A 24874-nucleotide genomic window follows, 5' to 3' on the forward strand; every position below is an offset into this window, starting at 1 on the left:
AATTTCTTATCTGATATACTTACGTTACGAAAGCTTAAATTTCACAATGAAACTTGTTTTTTTTGAGATTGGGCAAATAATATATGACATCTTAAACACTTAGGAGTAATTCAATGGCTTTAATTTCTATGCGCCAAATGTTAGATCACGCTGCAGAATACGGATACGGTATTCCCGCTTTTAACGTTAACAACTTAGAGCAAGTTAGAGCAATAATGATAGCTGCAGACAAAACCAATAGCCCGGTTATTTTACAAGGCTCTGCAGGTGCTCGTAAGTATGCTGGCGCTCCTTTTCTTCGTCATTTAATTCTTGCAGCAATTGAGGAATTCCCTCATATCCCCGTAGTAATGCATCAAGATCACGGCACTTCGCCAAGTGTTTGTCAGCGTTCAATTCAAATGGGTTTTTCATCGGTTATGATGGATGGTTCTTTAATGTCTGATGGTAAAACGCCTTCAAGCTATGAATACAACGTTGATGTAACACGCAGAACAGTTGATATGGCACATGCTTGTGGTGTTTCTGTGGAAGGTGAATTAGGTTGTCTTGGTTCATTAGAGACAGGTGAAGCAGGTGAAGAAGACGGTATTGGTGCAGTAGGGATATTAACAAAAGAACAAATGTTAACTGACCCAGAAGAAGCGGCTGACTTTGTTAAGAAAACTCAAGTTGATGCTTTAGCGATTGCTTGTGGTACTTCTCATGGTGCTTACAAATTTACGCGTCCACCAACAGGTGACATCTTAGCGATTGACCGTATTAAAGCGATACATAACCGCATCCCAAATACCCATTTAGTTATGCACGGTTCATCATCAGTGCCGCAAGAGTGGCTTGCTATCATCAATGAATATGGTGGTAATATTCCTGAAACTTACGGCGTGCCGGTAGAGCAAATTCAAGAAGGCATTAAAAATGGTGTTCGTAAAATTAATATTGATACTGATTTACGTTTAGCATCAACGGGGGCAACTCGTCGCTTCTTAGCGCACAACCCAAGCGAATTTGACCCACGTAAATTTTTAGCTGAAACCACTAAAGCCATGACTGATATTTGTATAGCTCGCTATGATTCATTTGGCGCATCGGGTAATGCAGATAAAATTAAACCCATTTCATTAGATACTATGTTTGATTTATATGATGCTGGCAAACTTAACGCTATTATAAAATAACAGCCGCTAGCCATTAACATTAAGGAGCTTCGGCTCCTTTTTTTGTAACATTTTTCGTAATATTATTAGAAATATGTTGTCAAATTCACTATAATACCCGACTATTTTTAAACGGAGTACAAAAAATGGACAATGTTACTAATTGGTTAGTTGAAAACCAGGCTATGTTACAAGAAGGTCTAATAAAATTTATCATCGCGATTGCTATCTTTGTAATTGGTAAATTTGTCGCAAAACTGATCAGTTCTGCAACAAAAAAAATCCTTACCCACAAAAAATTTGATAATACCGTAACTTCTTTTATCGCTAGTTTAATTTATGGCTTAGTTGTGATGGTTGCCTTTATTGCTGCAATTTCTCACTTAGGTTTTAATACCACCTCATTAGTGGCCATTGTTGGTGCTGCAGGTCTTGCAATAGGCTTAGCATTACAAGGTTCATTATCAAACTTTGCCTCAGGTATTTTGTTAATTTCATTAAAGCCTTTTAAAGCAGGTGATTTTGTTGAAATTTCAGGTACCGCAGGTATTGTTGAAGAAGTGCATGTATTTTCAACACAGTTAAGAACCGGTGATAACAAAACTGTTATTATTCCTAATGGTGGCATTACAAGTGGCACCATTACAAATTATTCCGCTAAAGCAACCAGAAGAATAGATTTAGTCATTGGTGTTGGTTATAGCGCAGACTTAAAACAAACAAAGCAAATACTAAAAGATGTTGTGAGTAATCATGATTTAGTATTAAAAGACCAAGCTATTACTGTTGGTGTTAGTGCCTTAGCTGATAGTTCAGTGAACTTTGTCGTTCGTCCATGGGTAAAAACAGCAGACTATTGGCCTGTGCATTTTGATTTGCTAGAAGCAATTAAAATAGAATTAGACAAAGCTGGTATCGAAATACCTTTTCCACAACTTTCTGTACATGTTAATCAAGAGACCAAAAATGAACAATAAATTAGCAATTGTTGCTTTATGTAGCAGCTTATCACTTAATGCTTTTGCCGAAGAAGCAGTCGCTCCAAAAGATCCATTAAGTATGTCTGCTGAATTAGGCGCACTATTTAAAACTGGTGATAATAAAAGCACGGATATAAAAGCTGGCTTCGATTTAGATCATGAATTAGGTTTATGGCGAAGTACTGTTCGCTTTGACTTGCTTGCAAGTAAAGCAGACATTGAAGATGAAGAGGGTGTTCAACAGACTCAAACAACAGATCAGCAATGGAAAATAGTGGGTCAAACTAACTATACCATTGGCGCTAAAAAAACTAACTACGTCTATGGTAATGTATCTCACGACGATAATCGTTTTGGTGGATTTGAGACTCAAAGCTCCATCTCAGCTGGTTGGGGTCGTCGTTGGTTTGAAAGTAAAACAGGCACATTTGATGCAGATATTGGACCAGGTTATAAAAAAGACGTTGTACGTTTAGAAGATGAAAATGGTAATGAGTATACTGAAAACAAGTCTGCTTTTATTATACAAGCACAAGCTTTGTATACGCGTAATTTAAACGAACATGTTAAATTTAAGCAGCGATTTGTTGCTAAGTATGCGACTAAAAGCGGTGAAAACAGTAATTATCAAGCAGAAAGCTCAATAACTACTAAGCTTATTTCAACGTTACAATTAAAGGTTAGTTTTAAGATTGATTATAATACTGATGTTGAAGAAGGCAAAGAAAACACCAATACTCAAACGGCGTTAACGCTCGTTTATAGCTTCTAGTTGACCTAAACTAAGATGCTTTATTTAGCCTTCAACTCTTTTGAAGGCTAAATATATTTCTTTTTCATCCCTAATATCTCTCATCATCACCTATTTTATTATTACTTGTTAGAACCATCTATAAAAAAAATAATAAAAAAAAGCCCTAACATTTAAATGCTAAGGCTATTATTATTTATAGGTAATAAAAGTGCTGTTTATTCCCACTCAATCGTCGCGGGTGGTTTACCTGAAATATCATAAACGACACGTGAAATACCATCAATTTCGTTAATGATCCGATTAGACACTAAACCTAAGAAATCATAAGGCAAATGTGACCAACGTGCTGTCATAAAGTCGATGGTTTCAACACAACGTAATGATACAACCCAATCATATTTGCGGGCATCGCCCATAACTCCTACTGATTTTACGGGTAAAAATACGGTAAACGCTTGGCTTACTTTGGTGTATAAATCATGCTTGTGTAATTCTTCAATGAAAATAGCATCGGCACGACGTAATAAATCAGCATATTCTTTTTTAACTTCACCTAAAATACGTACACCCAACCCAGGGCCAGGAAACGGATGACGGTAAAGCATATCGTACGGTAAGCCAAGCTCTAAACCTATTTTACGTACTTCATCTTTAAATAACTCACGTAATGGTTCAACTAAGCCTAGTTTCATGTAATCAGGTAAGCCACCAACATTATGATGTGATTTAATAACATGCGCTTTACCGGTCGCTGAGGCCGCAGATTCAATGACGTCAGGGTAAATAGTGCCCTGTGCTAACCATTTGGCATTATCTAACTTATTCGACTCTTCTTCGAAAACATCAATAAAAACATTACCAATAATTTTACGTTTTGCTTCTGGCTCACTTTCACCCGCTAAGCGGTCTAAAAATCTATCTTCAGCTTCAATTTTTATAATATTTAAACCAAAGTGATCGCCAAACATATCCATGACTTGCTGGCCTTCATCTAAACGAAGTAAACCATTATCAACAAATACACAGGTCAATTTATCACCAATCGCTCGATGTAATAACATAGCAACGACTGATGAATCAACACCGCCTGAAAGACCTAAGATAACTTCGTCGTCACCGACTTGAGCTTTCATTTTTGCAATAGCATCATCAATGATTGATGATGAAGTCCATAGTTTTTCACACTGACAAATTTCAACAACAAAGTTTTCTAAAATGCGTAAACCTTGTTTAGTGTGGGTCACTTCAGGGTGAAACTGCACACCATAGAATTGCTTTTCTTCGTTTGCCATTGCTGCATAAGCACAACTTGCTGTTTGTGCAACAGTAACAAAGCCTGATGGTATAGCTGACACTTTGTCGCCGTGGCTCATCCAAACATCAAGTAAAGCATTACCGTTAGTACCAATACTGTCTTCAACATTGTTGAATAACGCAGATTTAGCAATAAGTTCAACCGCGGCATAACCAAACTCTTTGTGTGTTGAACTTTCAACACCACCGCCAAGTTGTTCAGCCATTGTTTGCATGCCATAGCAAATACCTAGAACAGGAACACCAGCGTTATAAACATATTCAGGTGCTCGAGGTGAATTTTCTGCTGTGACCGACTCAGGGCCGCCAGCTAGAATGATACCTGTCGGGTTAAAACCTTTAATTTGCTCTTCGGTTACATCCCAAGACCAAAGTTCACAATAAACACCTATTTCACGTACGCGACGAGCAATTAGCTGAGTATATTGTGAACCAAAATCTAAAATTAGTATTCGGTGATCATGAATGTCTTTACTCATGTTGTTTTCCTACTTTAACGCTCGTTATGTCTAAACTTTATACTGCGTTATATTCGTAATGAAACAAAATCATTTATAATAAGATAAGTCATTTGTTTAATTACTCAACAGCCTTGCCTAAAGTTCATTCATTTAGAGCGGATTTATAAAATGAACAGGCTGAGTTATTTATTGATAACTCAGCCTATAGAATCTTTTGTTTTCCAGTTACCTAAAAGTAACTAAGAATATTTTCAGTGCATCAAGTTGAGAGTATTTTAGCTCTAGTTCAAGGCGCTAGCGCGGAGTTGACGATAGTCAATGAGCACTTGCAACGCAGAAATCGAGCTTAAATAACTCAACCGAATTACTACCCCATACGATAGTTTGGTGCTTCTTTGGTGATGGTTACGTCATGTACATGCGACTCACCCATACCTGCCGAGGTAATTTTCATAAATTCGGGTTTAGTTCGCATGGTCTCAATATCTTTACTGCCGGTTAAACCCATTGATGAGCGTAATCCGCCCATCTGCTGGTGGATAATTGCAGAAACAGGTCCTTTATAAGCGACACGACCTTCAATACCTTCCGGTACCAACTTGTCAGCTTCGCCATCAGATTTTTGGAAATAACGATCACTTGAACCTTCTTTCTGACTCATTGCGCCTAGAGAGCCCATACCGCGATATGATTTGTAATAGCGACCTTGATAAAGTTCTACTTCGCCAGGTGCTTCTTCGGTTCCAGCAAACATACTACCAACCATCACACAATGCGCGCCAGCAACCAGTGCTTTCGCAATATCGCCAGAGAATCGAATACCACCATCGGCAATAACAGGAATACCAGTACCTTTAAGCGCTTCTACTGCATTTGAGATAGCCGTTAATTGTGGTACTCCAACGCCAGTTACAATACGCGTAGTACATATTGAACCTGGGCCTATACCAACTTTAACCGCATCTACGCCAACATCGGCTAATGCTTTTGCACCAGCCCCTGTCGCCACATTGCCAGCAACAATTTGTAAATCAGGATATTTTTGACGAGTTTCTTTTACTCGATCAAGAACACCTTGCGAATGGCCATGTGAAGTATCAATTAATAAGACATCAACACCTGCGGCAACTAACGCGTCAATACGTTCATCAGTACCCGCGCCAACACCGACAGCGGCGCCCACTCGTAAACGACCTAATTTATCTTTACAAGCATTAGGTTTACTTTCAGCTTTTTGATAATCTTTAGCGGTGATCAAACCCACTAATTTAAAGGCATCATCAACCACTAAAATTTTCTCAATACGGTTACTGTGCATTAAGCCAAGTATTTCTTCACGCGCGGCACCTTCTTTAACCGTAACTAATTTTTCTTTAGTAGTCATTAACGCTGAGACAGGCTTAGTTAGGTCTGTTTCAAAGCGTAAATCACGGCCAGTAATTATACCGGTAAGATTGCCATTTTCATCAACAACAGGGAAACCTGAAAAGCCAAGATCATCAGCTTTATGCATGACTTCTTCAATGGTAAAGTTAGCATTGACGGTCACGGGATCGGAAACAATACCACTTTCGTATTTTTTAACTTTTAATACGTTAGCCGCTTGCTCAGCGATGGTCATGTTTTTATGAATAAAACCTAAACCACCTTCTTGCGCTAATGTAATAGCTAAAGGTGCTTCAGTAACTGTATCCATAGATGCAGATACCATAGGTATATTTAAATTAATTTTACGGGTTAATTTAGTTTTTAAATCGGCCGTATGTGGGAGTACTTCTGAATGAGCAGGTACAAGTAATACATCATCAAAAGTTAGTGCTTCTTGGGCAATTCTTAGCATCGCAACATCTCTCTAAAAAGGTTGGTTAGGGAGTGAATATTGCGGCAGAATTTTAACCGTTTTGTGGTTTAAGAACAACTTAAATTTAACGATAAACTGAAATAATTATCTCTGGGGAGTTTAAAGGAATATATAATTTACTGGTTCCACTTTAATAGGTAAGATCCAAAGGGAATTATAAACGCCTTTAAGCAAGATATTGATTGAAAATAATAGTTATTCTATTATTGAAATCAATAACGTAGAATAAAGTGTTAATAAGCCCCTTTCGGGGAATCGGAACAAGTAATACGCGTCGTTACATTTTATTTAAGGGAATAACCTTTAACAAAAATATGTGCTTAGATTATGATTCGCTTAGGTTTGCTGAAACTCGCATATTTAAGCAGAGCGGATATATCGACTCAAATCGCCTTAACATTAGATAAAGTAAGTATTTTATGGCTACGCAGCACATTTTACAGATAAGTGAACTGACGAGAAAAGTTAAGTTCATGCTAGAAAGTGAACTTAATACCGTATGGTTGTGTGGTGAAATCTCAAATTTCATTGCTGCTAGCTCGGGTCATTGGTATTTGTCACTCAAAGACAGTAAATCGCAAGTGCGTTGCGCAATGTTTAAAGGCAACAATCGACGAGTAAGGTTAGTGGGTGGTTCAACGCCTCGCAACGGCCAACAGGTTTTAGTACGCGCCAAGGTTTCTTTGTATGAGCCACGAGGTGATTTTCAATTAATTATTGAAATGATGGAGGATGCGGGTGAAGGTTTATTGCGACAACAATTTGAGCAATTAAAGAGTAAGCTCAATGCACAAGGTTTGTTTGCTCAGCAGTTCAAGCAAGCCATTCCTAAAAATATTAACACGGTTGGCATAGTTACCTCGCCAACGGGTGCTGCAGTTAAAGATATTATATCTGTTTTGCAAAGACGTAATCCAGCAATTACTATCGTTATATACCCTGCACTTGTGCAAGGTGATCATGCTAAGAATGACATTGTTCATGCCATCGATATCGCTAATCAACGTGAAGAATGCCAAGTATTGATTGTCGGTCGTGGAGGAGGCTCTCTAGAAGACTTATGGAGTTTTAATGAAGAAGATGTAGTCAATGCTATTTTTCATAGCCGCATTCCAATTATCAGCGCTGTCGGTCATGAGATAGACACAACATTAAGTGATCTCGTTGCTGATTTAAGAGCGCCAACACCTTCAGCAGCGGCAGAACTGGTTTCACAAGACAATAGTGAGTTACAAAGTCGCTTACAAGAATTATCAAAGCGCGCTCAGCAGTTATTTACTCAAAAAGTAAAACAAGAAAAATCAGACCTACAAAACCTTAATCATCGCTTAACACAAGTGCATCCAGAAAGAAAACTTCAGCAGCATCAACAAAAATCAGATGAATTGAATATTCGTTTAGATAAAGCTATAAACCGTGAATTGGCACGTTTCAAGCAAAAACCCGAAAAGTTAGTACGCGATTTACAGCACGTAGATCCAACAAAAGTGATCATTCAACATCAAAGTACCTTGCGCCACTTAGATGACAGATTACAACGGGCATTAGACGTTAGCGTAAAAAATAAATCTGAGCACTTTGTTAGCATTATTGAGCAGCTCCATATTGTCAGTCCGCTCGCGACTATTGCCCGTGGTTATAGTGTCAGTCGAAATAGTCATCAGCAAATTGTTCGCACTAAAGATCAAGTGAGTATTGGCGATGAAATATCTATTCAAGTCAGTGATGGTCGTATTTTAAGCCAAGTTATTGATAAAGTTTAACTTTCAGCAATAACGGCATGCTGAAGTAACTTTATCACTGATGCTTTACTTTTTTCTTCAAACTTTAAACCGATACAAAGGCCATTAGCTTGTGATTTGTAGCTACAGGTTTCTGCAGAAAACTTTAAATTTCCTAATCCTTGAAAGTCTTCGACAATTAATTCGACAGATTTATTTTTTTCCATCACTAACGACTCGCCGTTAGTGATCAATACTTGGCAGCCATTAACAGAAATATCTATAATGGTCGCTTGCCAATATTCTTTAGCAATATTTATCTTAGCAACAATATCGGTATCAATGCGCATCGCTGAACGTAAGCTTTGTAAGCTAACAGAACGTGGAAAATCAAGGACAATTAATCTCGAAGGTATTTGTAAGGTTTGTTTAACATTACTGATAAAAGCAACCACCGCGCCCTCATGCCCTTCAATTAAACCTCGCACCGTAATACCAGCACCTTGGGTAATATATTGGGAAAAATTCCCTAATTTATTTGCATCAGGAAATTGCACTAAAACATAATGCTTGGGGAGGTAGCCAATGAAGGTGCTACGAAACTTTGCTTTTTGTCCGGCTGGTGTGGCTATATCGATAGTAATCGTTGAGCCTGACTGCAATAAGCCAAGGTTTCTGTCTAAGCGGTTAACCAATGCAATTTTTTTAGGAGTGGCTGCCATAATGTTAACATTTAAGAATAAGTATTTTAAATGTAGCACTTAGCAAAAAGCCAATCAAATGATTGGCTTCAGTAATGTTAGATTATTATCAAAAAAAACGTAAGTTTTTAGTCTTTCTTATAACCTTCAGTAGCTCTGGCCATTTTCTTTTGCTCGGTATAAGTTAACTTTTTCTTGCCAGCAAACGGGTTACTTGTTTCTCTAAACTCAATTCTAATCGGCGTACCCATTATTTTTAATGATTTACGGTAATAATTCATTAAATAGCGTTTATATGAAACAGGAAGCTTTTTGGCTAAATTACCATGAATAACAATGATAGGTGGATTATAACCACCGGCATGCGCATATTTAAGCTTAATGCGGCGTCCTTGACTCATCGGTGGTTGATGATCAAACGTGGCCATATCTAATATTTTGGTAACCATTGAGGTAGATATACGTTTAGTTGCTGAAATGAAAGCTTCTTCAACTGACTCATATAAATGGCCAACACCGGTACCGTGTAAAGCAGAGATAAAGTGGATACGTGCAAAATCAATAAAACCTAAACGACGATCTAATTCGGTTTTAATACGATCTTTAACATGCTCTTCTAAACCATCCCATTTATTAACCGCAAGTACCAAAGAACGACCTGCTTCTAAAATAAAGCCCAGTAAACTTAAATCTTGATCGGTAATACCTTCACGAGCATCAATAATTAACAAACAAACATTGGCATCTTCTATGGCACGTAGTGTTTTAATAACAGAATACTTTTCTACGACATCAGTCACGTTTTTACGACGACGAATACCTGCAGTATCAATTAATGTATATTCACGGCCATCATGTTCCATCGGGATATAGACACTATCGCGAGTGGTACCTGGGGCATCAAAAACAACAACGCGGTCTTCACCTAAGATACGGTTAGTCAGTGTTGACTTACCCACATTAGGCTTACCAATGATAGCAAGTTTGATTTTATCATTTTCAAACGGTGCTTCAGCAATTTTTTCTTCATCAGTTTTAGCTGAAAATTCTTGTGAACCATCAAACTCATCATTTTCACGTGCTTCACCAAGTGCTTCTATATGAGGTGTTAATGCCAGTGTTAATAATTGTGTAACACCACGACCATGCGCGGCGGCAATTTTATGAACGGTATCACCCAGTGATAATTCATAAAATTCAGCAACGGCAGAATCAGCATCAATACCATCAACTTTATTCGCAACCAAAAATATTTTCTTATTTTGTTTACGAAGGTAGTCAGCGATACCGATATCCGCTGATGTTAAACCATCACGAGCATCAACCATAAATAAAACAGCATCGGCTTCTGCTATCGCCATTAATGACTGTTCGGCCATTAATGCGTCAATACCTTGTTCATTACCATTAATACCGCCGGTATCAATAACAATAAATGGGTGATCTTCTACTTTCGCTTGACCATATTGACGGTCACGCGTTAAGCCAGGATAATCTGCTACGAGAGCATCTCGGCTTCGGGTTAATCGGTTAAATAACGTCGATTTGCCAACATTAGGACGTCCGACAAGTGCAACAACTGGAAGCATGTTTACCTCTATAAATTCATTTGTAGAGTAAACAACGTCATGCAAAATGCAAAACTTTTACTCTATTTAATAACAAACAACGGCTCCAATGCATTCTGCAATGGAGCCGTTTAATTCTAGCTGATAAAAAGACTTATGGAATTTTTATCGCTTGCAAATCACCATTACGTGATTGTGCGTAAATAATATTTTCGTGTACAGTGGGTGCTATATTTAAACCGCTGCTGTCAACTTCATGACGTGCAACGATGTCACCTGTTGTTTGGTCGATAAAATGAAGATAGCCTTCAAAGTCGCCAACAACAATATAATCACCAATAATAGCAGGACCGGTAACACCACGATTAGTCAGTGCAAGTTGGCTCCACTTTTCAAAACCGTTTAAACGGTCAACCGCATAAATATGGCCTTTAATATCAGTTAAAAATAGGCTGTTACCACTAATAGCCATATCATGATATGACGAATACTGACGTTCCCAAATCATCCGACCGGTACGTAAATCTATAGCGGTCAAATTACCCTTTACAGAAATACTATAAACTTTATCGCCATAAATAAGTGGCGCAGAGTCAACATCTATGACTCGCTCTAATTGTGTCGAGCCACCGGCTTCACCAACTTCTACTGTCCAACCTTGTTGACCAGTTTCAAGAATATAGACGCTCATGGTTCCATTAGCGGAACCAACCATCACACCACCAGAAGAAATCGCTGGCGAACTAACACCACGTAACGTTAATGCTGGTACTTCTTGTTCGATTTGCCATTCATCTTGACCGTTCGAAGCGTTAAAAGCCTTGATGACACCTGAAGCAGTATTGACAACTAAAATACCAGCATCAATGGCGGGAGCTGCAATAACTTCGCCTTTTACTTTTCCTTGCCAATCAAGCTTACCTGTATCAGCATCTAATGCGAATACTTCGCCATTTTCACTGCCAATAAAGACTTTTTGAATACCTAAAATCGGGCCGCCATTTAATAAAGCAGATTGTCGACGTTCAAAAAAGCCGCGTTCGCCTTTTACATCACTTAAATCTGTTGACCAAATTTCTTCACCATTTTCTAGTTCCAAAGCAACAACATCACCGTAACGACTAGCACTGTAAAGTTTGCCGTAAGCAACATTAGGTTTAATACGTGAAAAATAATCGCTAACACCATTACCGACACTGGTTTCCCAGAGCACATCAGCATCAAAAGCTTGTTTGATTTCTGTTAATTCAGCAACTTTAGTCGCTTCATCTTCTTCGTCAGTTGAAGAACAAGCGACAAGCCCTAAGGACACTAGCGCTATCACTAATAACTTTCTATTAAAGCGTAATTTTTTTAACATATGAATGATTAGCCTCTTTATTTAGCAATCGATGATAATTGGGCTAAATCATTTAATTTCATTTGTAAGGCACCATTATTTGTTTGACCTTCAACGTCAAGTGCTGCTTGATAAGCATTACGAGCAAGTTCTACTTTACCTTGCTTGAAATATGCATCGCCTTTAGTTTCTTCAATCGCACTTTTAAATGACTCTGGCAGTGTAACCGATAGGGTTGCCAATGCTTCAGTGTATTGCTCAAGTTGAATTTGCACACGCGCTAATCGAACACTTGCGATAGCTTTAATACCTTGATTGGTAGAGCTTTCAATAGCACTTGCCAAGTGAATAGCAACTTGTGGCCAATCTTTATGAGTAGCCGCTTCTTTTGCTAGCGCAAGCGCCGTTAATGAAGCGTAGCTAGAGTCTTTATTTTCAGCAATAAATTTACTTGCACTTGCTGAAAAAGCCTTTCCGTCTACACCAGCACTTTCCATCACTGTTTGATAAGCATCAGACGTTAAAACTTCATTCTCAAGTTGGGTATCTTTATATACGTTAAAGCCAATAAAACCAGCAAAACCTAAAACTAAACCGGCAATAACTGCAGTACCATTTTCTTTCCAAAAACCTTTGATGGCTTCGACTTGTTGTTCTTCTGTTTGATAAACGTCCACTACTTCACCTTAAATTAAACTGTTTAATAAAGCTGGCACTTGTTCAAGCGACACCTTCTGTTGTTCTTGTTGTCCACGCAAATATTTTATCGTCACGCTTTGCTCAGCAAGTTCATCTTCACCGATGATAATTGCTACTTGCGCACTCGATTTATCTGCCCGTTTCATTTGTTTTTTCATATTACCACCACCGCAGTGGTTTTGTATGCGAATATCTTTAACCTGGTCACGCCATTGTTCACTGAGTAGCGCTGCTTGAATATCAACCCCCTCACCTAAACCAATAACATAAACATCAACTTGTGCACGAATATTGTTAGCTTTTTCTAAGCTCGTTAACATGAGTACCAAGCGTTCAATGCCTAAGGCAAAACCAAATGCTGGTGTTGCTTTGCCACCAAGTTGTTCGACTAAGCCATCATAACGACCACCCGCACAAATAGTACCTTGTGCGCCTAAGCTGTCAGTCACCCATTCAAATACCGTACGATTGTAATAATCTAAACCGCGAACTAAGCGGTCATTAATCACATAGTTAATACCCGCAGCATCTAAACGCTGACAAACACCCGCAAAGTGAGCTTTAGATTCATCATCAAAATAATCACTTAATTTTGGTGCGCCCACTAAAGCGGCTTGTACATCTTTATTTTTACTGTCTAAAACGCGTAATGGATTGGTATGCATTCTGCGTTTAGAGTCTTCATCAAGCTGATCTTCTTTTTCTGTTAAGAAAACAACTAAAGCATCGCGATAATTTGCACGCTCTTCATTTGAACCTAACGAGTTTAGCTCTAGTGTGACAAACTCATTGATGCCAAGTTCCCGCCAAAGACGAGAAGTTAGCATAATAATTTCTGCGTCTATGTCAGGTGTTCCAATTCCAAAGGCTTCTAAGCCGAATTGGTGGAACTGACGATAACGACCTTTTTGTGGGCGTTCATGCCTAAACATCGGCCCCATGTACCATAAACGTTGTTCTTGGTTATATAATAAACCATGCTGATTGCCTGCACGCACACAAGATGCTGTACCTTCTGGTCGCAATGTTAAGCTATCACCGTTACGGTCATCAAAAGTGTACATCTCTTTTTCAACGATATCAGTAACTTCACCAATAGATCGTTTAAAAAGTCCAGTAGACTCGACAATCGGCATACGTATTTCAGCAAAACCATAGCTACTAGCAACTCGGCGTAAAACTGATTCAACCATTTGCCAAATAGGAGTTTCAGTGGGTAAACAGTCGTTCATCCCTCTGACGGCTTGTAATGTTTTGCTCAAAGTAAGGCTCTCTTTCATCTATTGTATAAAATAGATATTTATATAAAACGGGAAAAATTAAGTGCAGCGCGCATTATAGGCAGTTTGAGACGAAACGTAAATAGTACAGCTGTGATACCTCAAAATGCAGGTTTCAACTGAGCTGTCACCGCTATAACGTTTCGCTCTTTTTAAAGTTATTTTATTACTCTATTTCTTTAAATTTTATTTTGTAAGCCGCATCAAGAAGTTTCGCTTTAGCACGAATTCGCTCTTCGAGCTGGTCTACTAAGTTATTATTATCAAAGCGGTCTTTTTGGCGGATGCCATCTAAATAATAACCACTTTTTCGGCTACTACCCGTTAAGCCCAAATCAGAAATAATCGCTTCACCCGGACCATTAACAATACAACCAATAATAGAAACATCCATTGGCGTTAATATATCTTCAATACGTTGTTCTAACGCATTAACGGTGGCGATAACATCAAACTCTTGGCGAGAACAGCTTGGACAAGCAATAAGATTGATACCTCGACTACGTAATTTTAGTGACTTTAAAATATCAAAACCGACTTTAATTTCTTCTATGGGATCTGCTGCCAAAGAAATGCGTAACGTGTCGCCAATTCCTTCAGCTAATAACAAGCCTAAACCTACAGAAGACTTTACTGAGCCAGAGCGCAAGCCACCTGCTTCGGTAATACCAAGGTGAAGTGGGTTATCAATCTGTTTTGCTAATAAACGGTAAGATTCGACCGCAAGAAATACATCTGAGGCTTTAACACTAACCTTAAACTGATCGAAATTAAGCCTATCTAGAATATCAACATGACGCATTGCCGATTCAAAAAGTGCTTCTGGCGTTGGTTCAGTATATTTTTCTTGGATATCCTTTTCTAATGAACCACCATTTACACCAATACGAATAGGAATATTTAAGTCACGAGCACATTCAACAACACTACGCACTCGGTCTTCGCGGCCGATATTACCAGGATTAATACGTAAACAATCTGCGCCATACTCAGCAACTTTTAAGGCGATGCGATAATCAAAATGGATATCAGCAACCAGTGGAACTTTCACTAGTTTTTTAATTTCGCGAAAGGCTTCGGCGGCATCCATCGTCGGTACGCTCACCCGAACAATATCAGCACCCACACCTTCTAATGCTTTAATTTGTGCAACGGTTGCTGCCACATCAGTCGTCAACGTATTGGTCATTGACTGCACAGTTATCGGTGCATCGCCACCAACAGGAACATTACCCACCATTATTTGACGAGATTTACGGCGGATGATTGGAGATTCTTTAAACATAATAATTCACAACTTTGGTGGTTTGTTACTTAAGCGCAACAAACGTTATTTATACAAAATGCTAATGACTAATTGGTAACAGGCAAAGTAAATTTAGCGATATTACCACTGTTAAACTGACTCATATCAATGACTTCATCGGCAAAGTTTATTGCCACTAATTCAGGTCTTCCTAGGGTAACATCAAAAGGTGCTTGCCCAGATATTGTCATAACGTAACCCAATTTTTTCACACCCCAAGCAATGCGCTCACCTGTTGAATCTGAAATATTTACCCAACAGTCACCAGAAAAAGTAAAAATGACTTCAGTTAAAGGCACTTCAGTCAATACTTCCTCTGCTATTGGGGTATTTTCAACTGCAATGATGTCAGCTTCGCTCACTTGACTATTTTCTACATTAACCGCTGCGGGTGCAATATCACTACTTTGCTGTTCTAACACGGCAGTAGCTAAAGGTGCCTCAGTAATAGTTTTAGTCACGTTATCAATGTTAACTGTCGAAAGATCACTCGTTTTATTTTCGTTAACATCGTCAGCACTTTGAGTATTTATCTCAATATCTTCAGCCAACGTTTGAGCTTGTTCTTTATTATTTTGCAACCACCACATCATAGTAGAACCAATGAGAATGGCTAAAATGATATAGCTTATCCACATAATACGATTGCTTTCTGCTAACTTTTCCGTGCCTTTAGAAAAACTTTGTAGTTTAGAAACTTGTGCTTTAGCTATATTTAATTGTTCATAGCTTACCAATACATCATCTTGAGAAACATTAACTAATTTTGCATAGCTACGTAAATAGCCGCGATTATAAGTTTCCGGCAAATTACTATTAAACAGCTCACTTTCTATCTCATTAACTAAAGTAAGACGAAAATTGAGTTTACTCGCAACCTCTTGCTGAGTTAAGCCTGCTTTTTTTCTAGCATCACTAAGAATTTGTCCCGGCCCAATGATTTTACTATCGTCAGAGAGGTCGTCTTCGGAACTGTTATGCAAGGGTTCTGATGATGTAGTAGCTTGTGCCTTTTTGATATTATTAGGCGTTTCAACATGGGTCATTGGGTTTTCTCTTGTTCAACTTTATTAGTAGCATTGTTGGTTGGCATAGTATCAGTATGCTCTGGTAAATAAACATAGAGCGTTTGGCCTAGCTTTAAAATATCGCTACGAGTAATATTATTCCAGCGCTCTAGTGTCTTCATATGAATATTGTATTTTTTTGAGAGGCTAAATAAACTGTCACCTTTGACAATAACATGTATTTTTGTTTCAAGGTTAGCCTTTAACTGTTCTTGGGTATCCTTGATACTCATCGCCTCTACGTCAGTACCTTTAGCAACTGTTGCTTTTTTAGTCTGCTGTTTTAGCCGTTTTTTTTGGGGCTTATTCGGTGACAAAACAACGACACGTTTCGGTGGTAAAGCGTCACTAGTTGTTAATATCGATGCTTGATAAATCTTTGCTAAGTCATCCGCTTCAGTATGCTCAAGCGCATTTAAAATATATTGCTTAGCTTGGTAAGAAGTTGGGAACATTTTTACCAACATACTGGCATAATTTTTAGCTGTACGATAATTGTGCTGCTTTTCAAAAACCTTATAAGCCAATGAAAGTGCTTCAGGACTAAAGCGACGAGTTGCTTTTTCATAACGTTTCAAATAACGTTGCGCGGATTTATAATCGCCAATAGCGTACTGTAAGCGAACCATTTGTAATAAAGCTGATGCACGATTAGGACTATGCTGAATAGATTTTGTAAAGTATTTTTCAGCCTTAACAAATTCACCGGCTTTTAGTTGACAAAGCGCCAGGTTTTCGTAGCTTTGCGAGACCATTAAGTACGTTGGGATTGCTATCGCTTTTAAAGTGTATTTTTCAGCGTCAGCATACTTTTCATGTCGACAAAGAAAAACCCCATAATTATTTAAGGTATCTGGATTTTTTTCATCGATTGATAACGCTTGTTCATAAGCATTGGTAGCAAGCTGTGATTCGCCAACCACATCATAATAATGAGCAAAGGCCGTATAAACTTGGGATAAGTTCGGTGAAAAGCGCTTTGCTTTCTCCAAGTTTAATTTCGCTTGGCTAGTATTTCCCATTTTTAAATAGCCAAGGCCTAATGAAATTCGAGTCATCGCCATTTCATTATTACTTGAGTCACTTTCTACTACAGGTATTGTACTGTCGTTCTCATAATTTTGTGTTACACACCCAGAAAGGACAATTAACAAAGCGATAACGCTCGTTATAAATAACCGCGGCAGAAATTTAATCATATGGCAGAATGTCACTTATCGTAATGTAATAATTACAGATTATACCTATACCCGATCTACTTCAAGATGCTTGTTGAACTAGCATGCTGTCGAACGGGTATAAATACCTCGAGAATAAAGTGTTAGACCAGTTTAACTGAAATCTCTTGGGCTTTAGACTCGTCATTTTTTGAAGAGTTCATTGCTGTTCGCTTTGTTCTATCAAAAACATCACCGGCTAATTGGCCACAAGCTGCATCAATATCATCACCACGGGTACGGCGAGTAATAACGGTTAAACCATATGACTGCAGTACTTTATCAAAACGGTCAATACGTGAATTACTTGAACGTTTATAAGGCGATCCAGGGTAAGGATTAAACGGGATCAGATTGATTTTACTCGGTAAATCTTTCAAAGCGATAGCAAGTTCATGTGCTTGGTCAGTACTGTCATTAACATGATCTAACATCACATATTCAATCGTTGCCTGCTTGTTAGCTTTTGAACCATCAATATAACGTCCAGCTGCCGCAATAAACTCTTCTAAAGGATACTTTTTGTTTATTGGGACCAATACATCACGAAGCTCGTTGTTACCCGCGTGAATTGAAATAGCTAATGCACAATCTATTTTTTCTTTTAACATATCAAGCGCCGGTACTACACCAGAAGTACTCACTGTTACTCGACGTTTTGAGAGGCCGTAGCCTAAATCATTTAACATAGTATCAAGCGCTGGAATTAAATTTTTCATATTTAAAAGCGGCTCGCCCATTCCCATCATAACAATATTGGTAATGGGACGTTTTCCAGCGATACGTGTCGCGCCAATATCATTAGCAACACGCCATACTTGACCAATAATTTCGCTCATAGACAAATTGCGATTAAAGCCTTGTTGCGCCGTGGCACAAAACGTACATTCAAGTGCACAACCGACTTGCGAGGATACACATAATGTTGCGCGATCGTTTTCAGGGATCCACACTGTTTCAACTTCTTGACCACCTTCGAGGCGTAAAGAGTATTTTATCGTGCCGTCAGTTGATACTTGCTTTTCAGATATTTCTGGTGCGCTAATTTCTGTTTCACGTTGTAATTTTTCACGTAATTTTTTGTTCAAATTAGTCATTAATTCAAAATCAGAGTAACCAAAATGATATATCCATTTCATCATTTGATCGGCACGAAATGGCTTTTCGCCAATTGAAGCAAAGTATTCACGCATCCCTTGATGGTCCAAGTTTAATAGATTTACTTTCTTCTTTACCGCAGATACGGTCGGGCTTACAACTTCAGTCACTTCACTCATGATTCACTACTTCTCAAACAACAAAATTACAAAAAACAATTGTACAGCTTTCATACAAAACATGACAATTTACAGATCAAATTATATCAAACCTTAACGTTTTTAATTAAATTTCTCTTTATGTAAAACAAAGGGTTAGTAAATTAAAAAACTTAAGGTTTATTATAACTCTAAAAATAACAAAAGGATTTTACTGGAAACAGTAAAACCCTTTAATATTCTATTTCTAGATTAAACTAAGTTAATGATGAAAATTCAAAAAGGATAGCGCGGAGCTTACGTTAGTAAGTGAGCACTTTTCTTACAGAAGTTTCGCCATTAACAACGTTTAATATCAGATTAACGAGTGCGTGGGCAAATTTCGTCATCTGAGAAGAAGTAAGCAATTTCACGTGCAGCAGATTCTAAAGCGTCAGAACCGTGAGCAGCATTTTCGTCGATGCTATCAGCAAGATCAGCACGGATAGTACCAGCAAGTGCTTCAGCTGGGTTAGTAGCACCCATGATTTCACGGTTTTTAAGAACAGCGTTTTCGCCTTCTAAAACTTGAACCATAACCGGACCAGAAGTCATGAATGAAACTAAAGCGCCAAAGAAAGGACGTTCGCTATGTTCAGCGTAAAAGCCTTCAGCTTTTTCTTGGCTTAAGTGAATCATTTTAGAAGCAACAATTTTTAAACCAGCAGTTTCAAAACGGTTATAAATTTGACCAATGAAGTTTTTAGCAACTGCGTCTGGTTTTACGATAGAAAAAGTACGTTCGATAGCCATGATAAGCCCTTATATATATTTTAGATAAAATAGGTGTATAAATTTTGGCGCGATTATAGACGAATTTGAACAAAAAAACTAATATTATTCACTTAGTACTCTTTTTGATTTTAATGTCTTGAACCCAGCCTCGAATCCTTCTAGAGATATGGGTAACGTAAGTTGCTTTTTACTCTCTAAAGCAAAAGCGATCATACCGACCTTAGCGTTTTTCATCTCCTTGAGTAAAACATCATCGATTTTAATCATACTTTAAGGTGTAAAATAAGCAGATATAAAAAAACTGACATTGAGTCAGTTTTTTTATATGAGTAACAAAATACTAACTACACACTGCTTCGACGATACTGTCGATATTCTGGTTGCCAAAAGTTCTGTTCTATTTTTGCGAGTAAACTTTCATCATCGATGCGTAAAGCTAAGTTTTGATCAAAAGCTACTTTCGCGACAGCAAAGGCTATTTTTCGACTTAAACTGGCAATCTCAGTGAGTGGAGGTAAGAGTTCACCCAGCCCGGTGTTGGCTAATGGTGAAGCTTTAGCAAGAGTTTCGCTGGCAACCATTAACATTTCATCGGTAACACGGTTAATATTGGCTGAAACAATACCCAAACCTAAACCAGGAAAAATATAACTATTATTACATTGCACGATAGGAAAAGTTTTACCTTGATATTCAACGGGTTTAAATGGACTGCCGGTTGCAACAATGACCTCGCCTTGCGTCCAATTAATGACTTGTGTTGGCGTAGCTTCTACTTGTTTAATAGGATTACTAAGCGGGAAAATAATCGGCATTGGACAGTGTGATTTCATTGCTCTAATCACAGGTTCGGTAAATAAACCCGGCACACCTGACACGCCGATTAAAATATCTGGCTGAGCATTATTCATCACTTCTAATAATGTCGCGTATCGCCCTGAAACAGCCCACGTAGAAATTGTACTAGGTGATTGCACCAGTTTTTGCTGAAAGTCTCGTAAATCAGCCATACCATCGGTTAATAAACCAAAACGGTCGACCATAAAAATTTGACTGCGTGCTTGTTTTGCAGAAATACCTTCACTGACCATTTGCGCAATAATTTGTTCGGCAATACCGCAACCGGCAGAGCCACTGCCAACAAAGACAACTTTTTGCTGTGATAATGTGGTTTCTTTAGCAAGCTTACGCCCTTTAATGCGGCATGCTGCTAGTAAAGTACCGACAGTTACTGAGGCGGTTCCTTGAATATCATCATTGAAACAACAAATTTCATCACGATACTTATTAAGTAATGGTGTGGCATTGGGTTGAGCAAAATCTTCAAATTGCAATAATACATGTGGCCAACGACGTTTCACTGCTTGAATAAACATGTCAACGAACTCGTTGTATTCTTCTTGATTAATACGTTTATGACGACGCCCCATATACATAGGGTCATTCAATAACTTTTCGTTATTGGTACCAACATCAAGCATTACCGGTAAAGTATACGCGGGGCTAATGCCGCCACAAGCGGTATAAAGTGAAAGCTTGCCGATCGGAATACCCATTCCACCTATGCCTTGGTCACCCAGACCAAGAATACGCTCGCCATCGGTAACAACAATGACTTTTATTTTATTTTTTGTCGCATTACGAAGAATATCATCCATGTGATGTCTATCTTCATAAGAAATAAATAATCCACGCGAGCTACGATAAATATCTGAAAATTGCTCACAGGCATCACCTACTGTCGGCGTATAAATAATCGGCATCATCTCAGCTAAGTGCGCCTGAACGAGCCTGAAAAATAAAGTTTCGTTGTTATCATGAATTGTACGTAAATAAATATGCTTATTTAAGTTGGTTCGAAACTTATTATATTGCATAAAAGCACGTTCAACTTGCTCGTCTATTGTTTCATAACGGGGCGGCAATAAGCCCATTAAGTTAAAATTAGTGCGCTCCTCTTCGTCAAAAGCGCTACCTTTATTTAATAGGGGGGTTTCTAAAAGACTTGGACCAGCATAGTGGATATATAACGGACGTTTAATATTTATTGTCATAATAATTTTTGATGTAGACCATATGGTTGATGAATAGTCAAAATTCATGGTAGTGATATATGCGGTAGTATAAGCCAGATGAGGTTTATAAAACAATCAATTACCTAAACAAGACTAAAAATCACCCTTAAATTTATCTGCCGCTAATCGACTTCAGAAATCCACGCTAATTGAATGGCCTCAAGCACTCTTTCACCACAATGCTTAGGATCATCATCAAAATTATCGAGGGCTATCACCCATTGCATCAATTCTGGAAAATGTAATTTAAGTGGATCAGCATCCGGATGCTCTTCCATTAAGTCTAATGCTAACTCTAATGAGTCTGTCCAACGATATCCCATATATAACTCCAACTTTTAAAATAAAAGATTAAACCACAATGCATCTATTGTAATCATGATAATTAACCAAATAAACATTCTTCGGTATTTAAGGCAAAATTGACAATCAGTTTGCCACCATTTTTTCAATGTCTCTTTCACTTAAACCACCCACCTTAACGCTTGGTCATAAGTATATACCTATGATACATCAAAGGCGCTACTTCAGCAGGAAATATAATCCCTTAAGATAGAATTGATTGAAATATTATGGTTATAATCTCGTCAAGAATTTTCATTAAAAGAGCAGAGAATAATATGAGTGAAATTAAGTTTTCATCCGCACAAAAAGAGTTACTGGTTCAAAAACTACAGCATTATTTTGCAAGCGAACTTGATCAAGAGCTCGCTCAGTTTGACGCTGACTTTTTGCTTGATTTTTTTACTAAGGAAATGGGCAATCATTATTATAATCAAGGTATTTATGATGCCCAGCAATTATTAACAGAAAAACTTGATTATATTTCTGATGAAATGTATCAATTAGAAAAACCAGCCAACTAATGACCACTGAGCAAAAATAGATAAATTAACTTGAGCCTTAGCAATATTCTCTACCCTTTATCTGCAAGATTAATTTTAAATTGTATTATCAAGCGGCAATTATAATAAGAGTTGATTTATCACAACGATTATTCTGATAAATACGCTAATATGGCTTTACTGATTATTTGAAATACAAACTATAATGCAAATTACTGATTTAAATGAAGAGCAGAAAATTCTGCCAATATTTCGCTTAGGCTTCCGACCCTTTTTTTTAGGTGGCGCTGTTTTTAGTTTAATTGCCATTACTTTATGGTTGTTAATCTATAAAGGGACCATTAGCTTTTCACCTTACGGTGGTGGCTATTGGTGGCATATTCATGAAATGATTTTTGGTTTCGGCAGTGCCATCATTGTTGGTTTTTTACTCACCGCAGTGCAAAATTGGACAGGTATTGCCAGTGTTAAAGGCAAACCCCTCGCCGCTTTATTCTTTCTATGGTTATTAGGCCGAGTGGTCATGTTAATGCCCGACTTATTAGGGGCAACATTAAGCGCTTTGATAGATTTAAGTTTCTTATTAGCTATCGCTTATACACTCGCCAAACCTATATTAGCGATAAAGCAGTATCGAAATTTATTTTTTGTACCACTATTGGTGATGTTTACCATCGCCAATGGAGAAATGCACTTAGCAACCCTTTACCCACAAAGTTTTTCGTTGAGCTACTCAGGTTATGCCGGTGTTTTATTAGTGGTATTTTTAATGTCCGTTATGTCTGGACGTGTTGTGCCAATGTTCACCGCTAATGGAACACAAACCACAAAAACAACCCCTGCTCCTTTACTTGATAAACTTGCTAATGGCAGTTTACTGCTTGCTATGCTGATGTTGTTGTTACATCCATTGGTGGGTTTTGTGCCGATGTTTTTTGGCATTATCTTAATTTTTGCTGGTTTATTTCAGTTAATTCGTTGGTTGAGATGGCGACCTTGGATAACACTGGGCGTACCACTTTTATGGTCATTACATTTCGCCATTAAATTTATTTGGTTTGGTCTTATCTTATTAGGATTTAGCTACATTATTGATGAAATCCCCAGTAATCATGTTTGGCATCTATTAACCATTGGTGGCATGGGGGGGATTATTTTAGCAATGATTTCTCGTGTTTCTTTAGGGCATTCTGGTCGACCATTAACCCCACCTAAAATGATGTCGGTCGCTTTTGCATCTATTACCCTCTCGGCTATGGTTCGGGTATTTGGGCCTTGGTTAGTACCAGAAAAAACTTTACTCTTTGTCGATATAAGTGGTTTTTTCTGGTTGGTTGCTTTTGGACTCTTTACTTTTTACTACGGGCCAATGTTGCTAAAAGCACGAGAAGATGGTCGTCCTGGTTAAACTAAGTAACACTCATGCCATAAAATAAATATCACATGATAAAACGGTAAACAGAAATATACGCTGATTGCCGTTTTTTTTTATCTTGATTTCTATTAAGCTAATAACATAATTTCTTTTTGACTACTCGCTATGCAAACCGTTTTTTTAGATCAACAAACCTTTAGTGCCAGCATTTCTTTGACCCGTATAAAGTCTGAGGTCAGTACATTAAGCTGTTATGCCACCACCACTGACAGTCAAATTATTGAACGTTGTAAAACGGCTGAGATTATTATCACCAACAAAGTGTTGTTATCTAAAAATATACTCGAGCAATTACCCCAACTAAAATTAGTGTGCATTGCCGCAACAGGTATGAATAATGTTGACCTAGTTGCTGCTAAAGCACTTAACATTGCGGTTAAAAACGTCAGTGGTTACTCACAAGCCTCAGTCAGTCAATATGTCTTTGCGCAAATGCTTGAATATTTCAGTAATACCGCACACCACAACATCAATACTCAACAAGGACATTGGCAAAACAGTGCTACTTTTTGTTTTCATGGCAAAGGAAGTCAAGAATTAGCAGGAAAAACCATCGGCATCATTGGTTTTGGCAACTTAGGTAAAGCGGTAGCGAAAATTGCTCAAGCTTTTGATATGCACGTCATGATTGCTGAACGTCCTAATGCGATAAAAATAAGAGAAAACCGTCATAGCTTTACTGAAGTATTAAATAAAGCCGATGTTATCAGCTTACACTGCCCACAAACCGAGGAGACGATAAACTTAATAAATAGTGAAACTTTAGCGCTTATGAAACCCTCGGCGTTACTGATTAACACGGCGCGAGGTGTACTGGTTAATAGTACAGATTTACTGCAGGCATTAAAGAATAAAATCATATCTCACGCCGTGCTCGATGTATTAGAACATGAGCCGCCAACAGTGAGTCACCCGTTAATTAGTGCTTTAATAAAAAAAGAAATCGATAACTTGTCGATAACTGCCCATATTGCTTGGGCCAGTATCGAGTCGCAGCAGCGATTAATTGATTTAGTCGCTTTAAATATTAAAAACTATAAAGCCGTATAAGGTTTATTTATACG

At 38.0% G+C, this 24874-nt stretch carries 22 protein-coding genes; 7 read left to right on the top strand and 15 right to left on the bottom strand.

The features are described 5' to 3' along the window. The first annotated feature begins 113 nt into the window (after positions 1–113). The 3 genes from fba (at position 114) to H4J57_RS01760 (ending at position 2909) form a co-directional block, all read left to right on the top strand. Complete coding sequence (fba, locus tag H4J57_RS01750) at positions 114–1178, top strand: class II fructose-bisphosphate aldolase (RefSeq protein WP_182241749.1); 1065 nt, start codon at positions 114–116, stop codon at positions 1176–1178. Positions 1179–1303: 125 nt separating this feature from the next. After that, positions 1304–2134 carry a mechanosensitive ion channel family protein gene (locus tag H4J57_RS01755; protein WP_182241750.1) on the top strand — a complete coding sequence of 277 codons (831 nt, stop codon included), beginning with the start codon at positions 1304–1306 and terminating at the stop codon, positions 2132–2134. Next, positions 2124–2909: a YdiY family protein gene (locus tag H4J57_RS01760; RefSeq protein ID WP_182241751.1), complete on the top strand. Its 786-nt coding sequence runs from the start codon at positions 2124–2126 to the stop codon at positions 2907–2909. Before H4J57_RS01755 ends, H4J57_RS01760 begins: the two co-directional genes overlap by 11 nt. 197 nt (positions 2910–3106) lie before the next feature. Here H4J57_RS01760 and guaA read toward each other — a convergent pair whose 3' ends face one another. Both guaA and guaB read right to left on the bottom strand, forming a co-directional pair. Beyond that, the gene (guaA, locus tag H4J57_RS01765; RefSeq protein WP_182241752.1) at positions 3107–4684 is read right to left on the bottom strand and encodes a glutamine-hydrolyzing GMP synthase; all 1578 of its coding nucleotides are present in this window, start codon (positions 4682–4684) and stop codon (positions 3107–3109) included. Positions 4685–5033: 349 nt separating this feature from the next. Continuing rightward, positions 5034–6506: an IMP dehydrogenase gene (guaB, locus tag H4J57_RS01770; RefSeq protein ID WP_182213278.1), complete on the bottom strand. Its 1473-nt coding sequence runs from the start codon at positions 6504–6506 to the stop codon at positions 5034–5036. A gap of 440 nt (positions 6507–6946) precedes the next feature. Here guaB and xseA point away from each other — a divergent pair, with 440 nt between their 5' ends. Continuing rightward, positions 6947–8290, top strand: a complete 1344-nt coding sequence (xseA, locus tag H4J57_RS01775) for an exodeoxyribonuclease VII large subunit (protein WP_182241753.1) — start codon at positions 6947–6949, stop codon at positions 8288–8290. Here the strand turns inward: xseA and H4J57_RS01780 are convergent. From H4J57_RS01780 to iscX, 13 genes are all read right to left on the bottom strand, one after another. Beyond that, complete coding sequence (locus tag H4J57_RS01780; protein ID WP_182241754.1) at positions 8287–8970, bottom strand: PilZ domain-containing protein; 684 nt, start codon at positions 8968–8970, stop codon at positions 8287–8289. The genes xseA and H4J57_RS01780 overlap by 4 nt on opposite strands. Positions 8971–9077: 107 nt before the next feature. Continuing rightward, positions 9078–10538: a ribosome biogenesis GTPase Der gene (gene der / locus H4J57_RS01785; protein WP_182213273.1), complete on the bottom strand. Its 1461-nt coding sequence runs from the start codon at positions 10536–10538 to the stop codon at positions 9078–9080. 133 nt (positions 10539–10671) lie between these two features. After that, on the bottom strand, positions 10672–11877 hold the full coding sequence (gene bamB, locus H4J57_RS01790) for an outer membrane protein assembly factor BamB (RefSeq protein WP_182213272.1): 1206 nt from the start codon (positions 11875–11877) through the stop codon (positions 10672–10674). Between the two features lie 17 nt (positions 11878–11894). After that, entirely contained in the window at positions 11895–12533 is a 639-nt protein-coding gene (locus H4J57_RS01795) for a tetratricopeptide repeat protein (RefSeq protein ID WP_182221153.1), read from the bottom strand. 9 nt (positions 12534–12542) lie between these two features. Then, entirely contained in the window at positions 12543–13817 is a 1275-nt protein-coding gene (hisS, locus tag H4J57_RS01800) for a histidine--tRNA ligase (RefSeq protein ID WP_182213268.1), read from the bottom strand. Between the two features lie 184 nt (positions 13818–14001). Continuing rightward, positions 14002–15120: a flavodoxin-dependent (E)-4-hydroxy-3-methylbut-2-enyl-diphosphate synthase gene (gene ispG / locus H4J57_RS01805; protein ID WP_070374804.1), complete on the bottom strand. Its 1119-nt coding sequence runs from the start codon at positions 15118–15120 to the stop codon at positions 14002–14004. Positions 15121–15188: 68 nt separating this feature from the next. After that, positions 15189–16187, bottom strand: coding sequence for a RodZ domain-containing protein (locus tag H4J57_RS01810; protein WP_182241755.1), 999 nt, complete (start codon positions 16185–16187; stop codon positions 15189–15191). After that, positions 16184–17407 carry a type IV pilus biogenesis/stability protein PilW gene (pilW, locus tag H4J57_RS01815; RefSeq protein ID WP_182241756.1) on the bottom strand — a complete coding sequence of 408 codons (1224 nt, stop codon included), beginning with the start codon at positions 17405–17407 and terminating at the stop codon, positions 16184–16186. The genes H4J57_RS01810 and pilW overlap by 4 nt, the downstream gene beginning before the upstream one ends. Positions 17408–17529: 122 nt before the next feature. Further along, complete coding sequence (locus tag H4J57_RS01820) at positions 17530–18702, bottom strand: bifunctional tRNA (adenosine(37)-C2)-methyltransferase TrmG/ribosomal RNA large subunit methyltransferase RlmN (protein ID WP_070374807.1); 1173 nt, start codon at positions 18700–18702, stop codon at positions 17530–17532. 339 nt (positions 18703–19041) lie between these two features. Then, positions 19042–19473: a nucleoside-diphosphate kinase gene (gene ndk / locus H4J57_RS01825; protein WP_070374808.1), complete on the bottom strand. Its 432-nt coding sequence runs from the start codon at positions 19471–19473 to the stop codon at positions 19042–19044. Between the two features lie 84 nt (positions 19474–19557). Beyond that, positions 19558–19722 carry an invasion associated locus B family protein gene (locus tag H4J57_RS20240; protein ID WP_182229949.1) on the bottom strand — a complete coding sequence of 55 codons (165 nt, stop codon included), beginning with the start codon at positions 19720–19722 and terminating at the stop codon, positions 19558–19560. A 77-nt stretch (positions 19723–19799) separates the two neighbouring features. Next, on the bottom strand, positions 19800–21509 hold the full coding sequence (locus H4J57_RS01835) for an NAD-dependent malic enzyme (protein ID WP_182241757.1): 1710 nt from the start codon (positions 21507–21509) through the stop codon (positions 19800–19802). Between the two features lie 143 nt (positions 21510–21652). Next, a complete protein-coding gene (gene iscX, locus H4J57_RS01840) occupies positions 21653–21853 on the bottom strand; it encodes a Fe-S cluster assembly protein IscX (protein ID WP_070374809.1) in 201 nt (66 codons plus the stop codon). Positions 21854–22150: 297 nt separating this feature from the next. Here iscX and H4J57_RS01845 point away from each other — a divergent pair, with 297 nt between their 5' ends. The 3 genes from H4J57_RS01845 to H4J57_RS01855 all read left to right on the top strand — a co-directional run bounded on the left by H4J57_RS01845 (position 22151) and on the right by H4J57_RS01855 (position 24860). Continuing rightward, positions 22151–22396: a DUF2164 domain-containing protein gene (locus tag H4J57_RS01845; protein ID WP_182213260.1), complete on the top strand. Its 246-nt coding sequence runs from the start codon at positions 22151–22153 to the stop codon at positions 22394–22396. A 184-nt stretch (positions 22397–22580) separates the two neighbouring features. Next, entirely contained in the window at positions 22581–23783 is a 1203-nt protein-coding gene (locus tag H4J57_RS01850) for an NnrS family protein (RefSeq protein WP_182241758.1), read from the top strand. Positions 23784–23915: 132 nt separating this feature from the next. Then, positions 23916–24860, top strand: coding sequence for a D-2-hydroxyacid dehydrogenase (locus H4J57_RS01855; protein ID WP_182241759.1), 945 nt, complete (start codon positions 23916–23918; stop codon positions 24858–24860). The last annotated feature ends 14 nt before the right edge of the window (positions 24861–24874 follow it).

It is taken from the genome of Colwellia sp. BRX8-7 (genome assembly GCF_014077275.1).
In the GTDB taxonomy this organism is placed as follows: domain Bacteria; phylum Pseudomonadota; class Gammaproteobacteria; order Enterobacterales; family Alteromonadaceae; genus Colwellia_A.

Bases quoted from the DNA above. Each gene is read 5' to 3' on its own strand.
- fba (WP_182241749.1), top strand. From the start codon at position 114: ATGGCTTTAATTTCTATGCGCCAAATGTTAGATCACGCTGCAGAATAC.
- H4J57_RS01755 (WP_182241750.1), top strand. From the start codon at position 1,304: ATGGACAATGTTACTAATTGGTTAGTTGAAAACCAGGCTATGTTACAA.
- H4J57_RS01760 (WP_182241751.1), top strand. From the start codon at position 2,124: ATGAACAATAAATTAGCAATTGTTGCTTTATGTAGCAGCTTATCACTT.
- guaA (WP_182241752.1), bottom strand. From the start codon at position 4,684: ATGAGTAAAGACATTCATGATCACCGAATACTAATTTTAGATTTTGGT.
- guaB (WP_182213278.1), bottom strand. From the start codon at position 6,506: ATGCTAAGAATTGCCCAAGAAGCACTAACTTTTGATGATGTATTACTT.
- xseA (WP_182241753.1), top strand. From the start codon at position 6,947: ATGGCTACGCAGCACATTTTACAGATAAGTGAACTGACGAGAAAAGTT.
- H4J57_RS01780 (WP_182241754.1), bottom strand. From the start codon at position 8,970: ATGGCAGCCACTCCTAAAAAAATTGCATTGGTTAACCGCTTAGACAGA.
- der (WP_182213273.1), bottom strand. From the start codon at position 10,538: ATGCTTCCAGTTGTTGCACTTGTCGGACGTCCTAATGTTGGCAAATCG.
- bamB (WP_182213272.1), bottom strand. From the start codon at position 11,877: ATGTTAAAAAAATTACGCTTTAATAGAAAGTTATTAGTGATAGCGCTA.
- ispG (WP_070374804.1), bottom strand. From the start codon at position 15,120: ATGTTTAAAGAATCTCCAATCATCCGCCGTAAATCTCGTCAAATAATG.
- H4J57_RS01810 (WP_182241755.1), bottom strand. From the start codon at position 16,187: ATGACCCATGTTGAAACGCCTAATAATATCAAAAAGGCACAAGCTACT.
- pilW (WP_182241756.1), bottom strand. From the start codon at position 17,407: ATGATTAAATTTCTGCCGCGGTTATTTATAACGAGCGTTATCGCTTTG.
- H4J57_RS01820 (WP_070374807.1), bottom strand. From the start codon at position 18,702: ATGAGTGAAGTGACTGAAGTTGTAAGCCCGACCGTATCTGCGGTAAAG.
- ndk (WP_070374808.1), bottom strand. From the start codon at position 19,473: ATGGCTATCGAACGTACTTTTTCTATCGTAAAACCAGACGCAGTTGCT.
- H4J57_RS20240 (WP_182229949.1), bottom strand. From the start codon at position 19,722: ATGATTAAAATCGATGATGTTTTACTCAAGGAGATGAAAAACGCTAAG.
- H4J57_RS01835 (WP_182241757.1), bottom strand. From the start codon at position 21,509: ATGACAATAAATATTAAACGTCCGTTATATATCCACTATGCTGGTCCA.
- iscX (WP_070374809.1), bottom strand. From the start codon at position 21,853: ATGGGATATCGTTGGACAGACTCATTAGAGTTAGCATTAGACTTAATG.
- H4J57_RS01845 (WP_182213260.1), top strand. From the start codon at position 22,151: ATGAGTGAAATTAAGTTTTCATCCGCACAAAAAGAGTTACTGGTTCAA.
- H4J57_RS01850 (WP_182241758.1), top strand. From the start codon at position 22,581: ATGCAAATTACTGATTTAAATGAAGAGCAGAAAATTCTGCCAATATTT.
- H4J57_RS01855 (WP_182241759.1), top strand. From the start codon at position 23,916: ATGCAAACCGTTTTTTTAGATCAACAAACCTTTAGTGCCAGCATTTCT.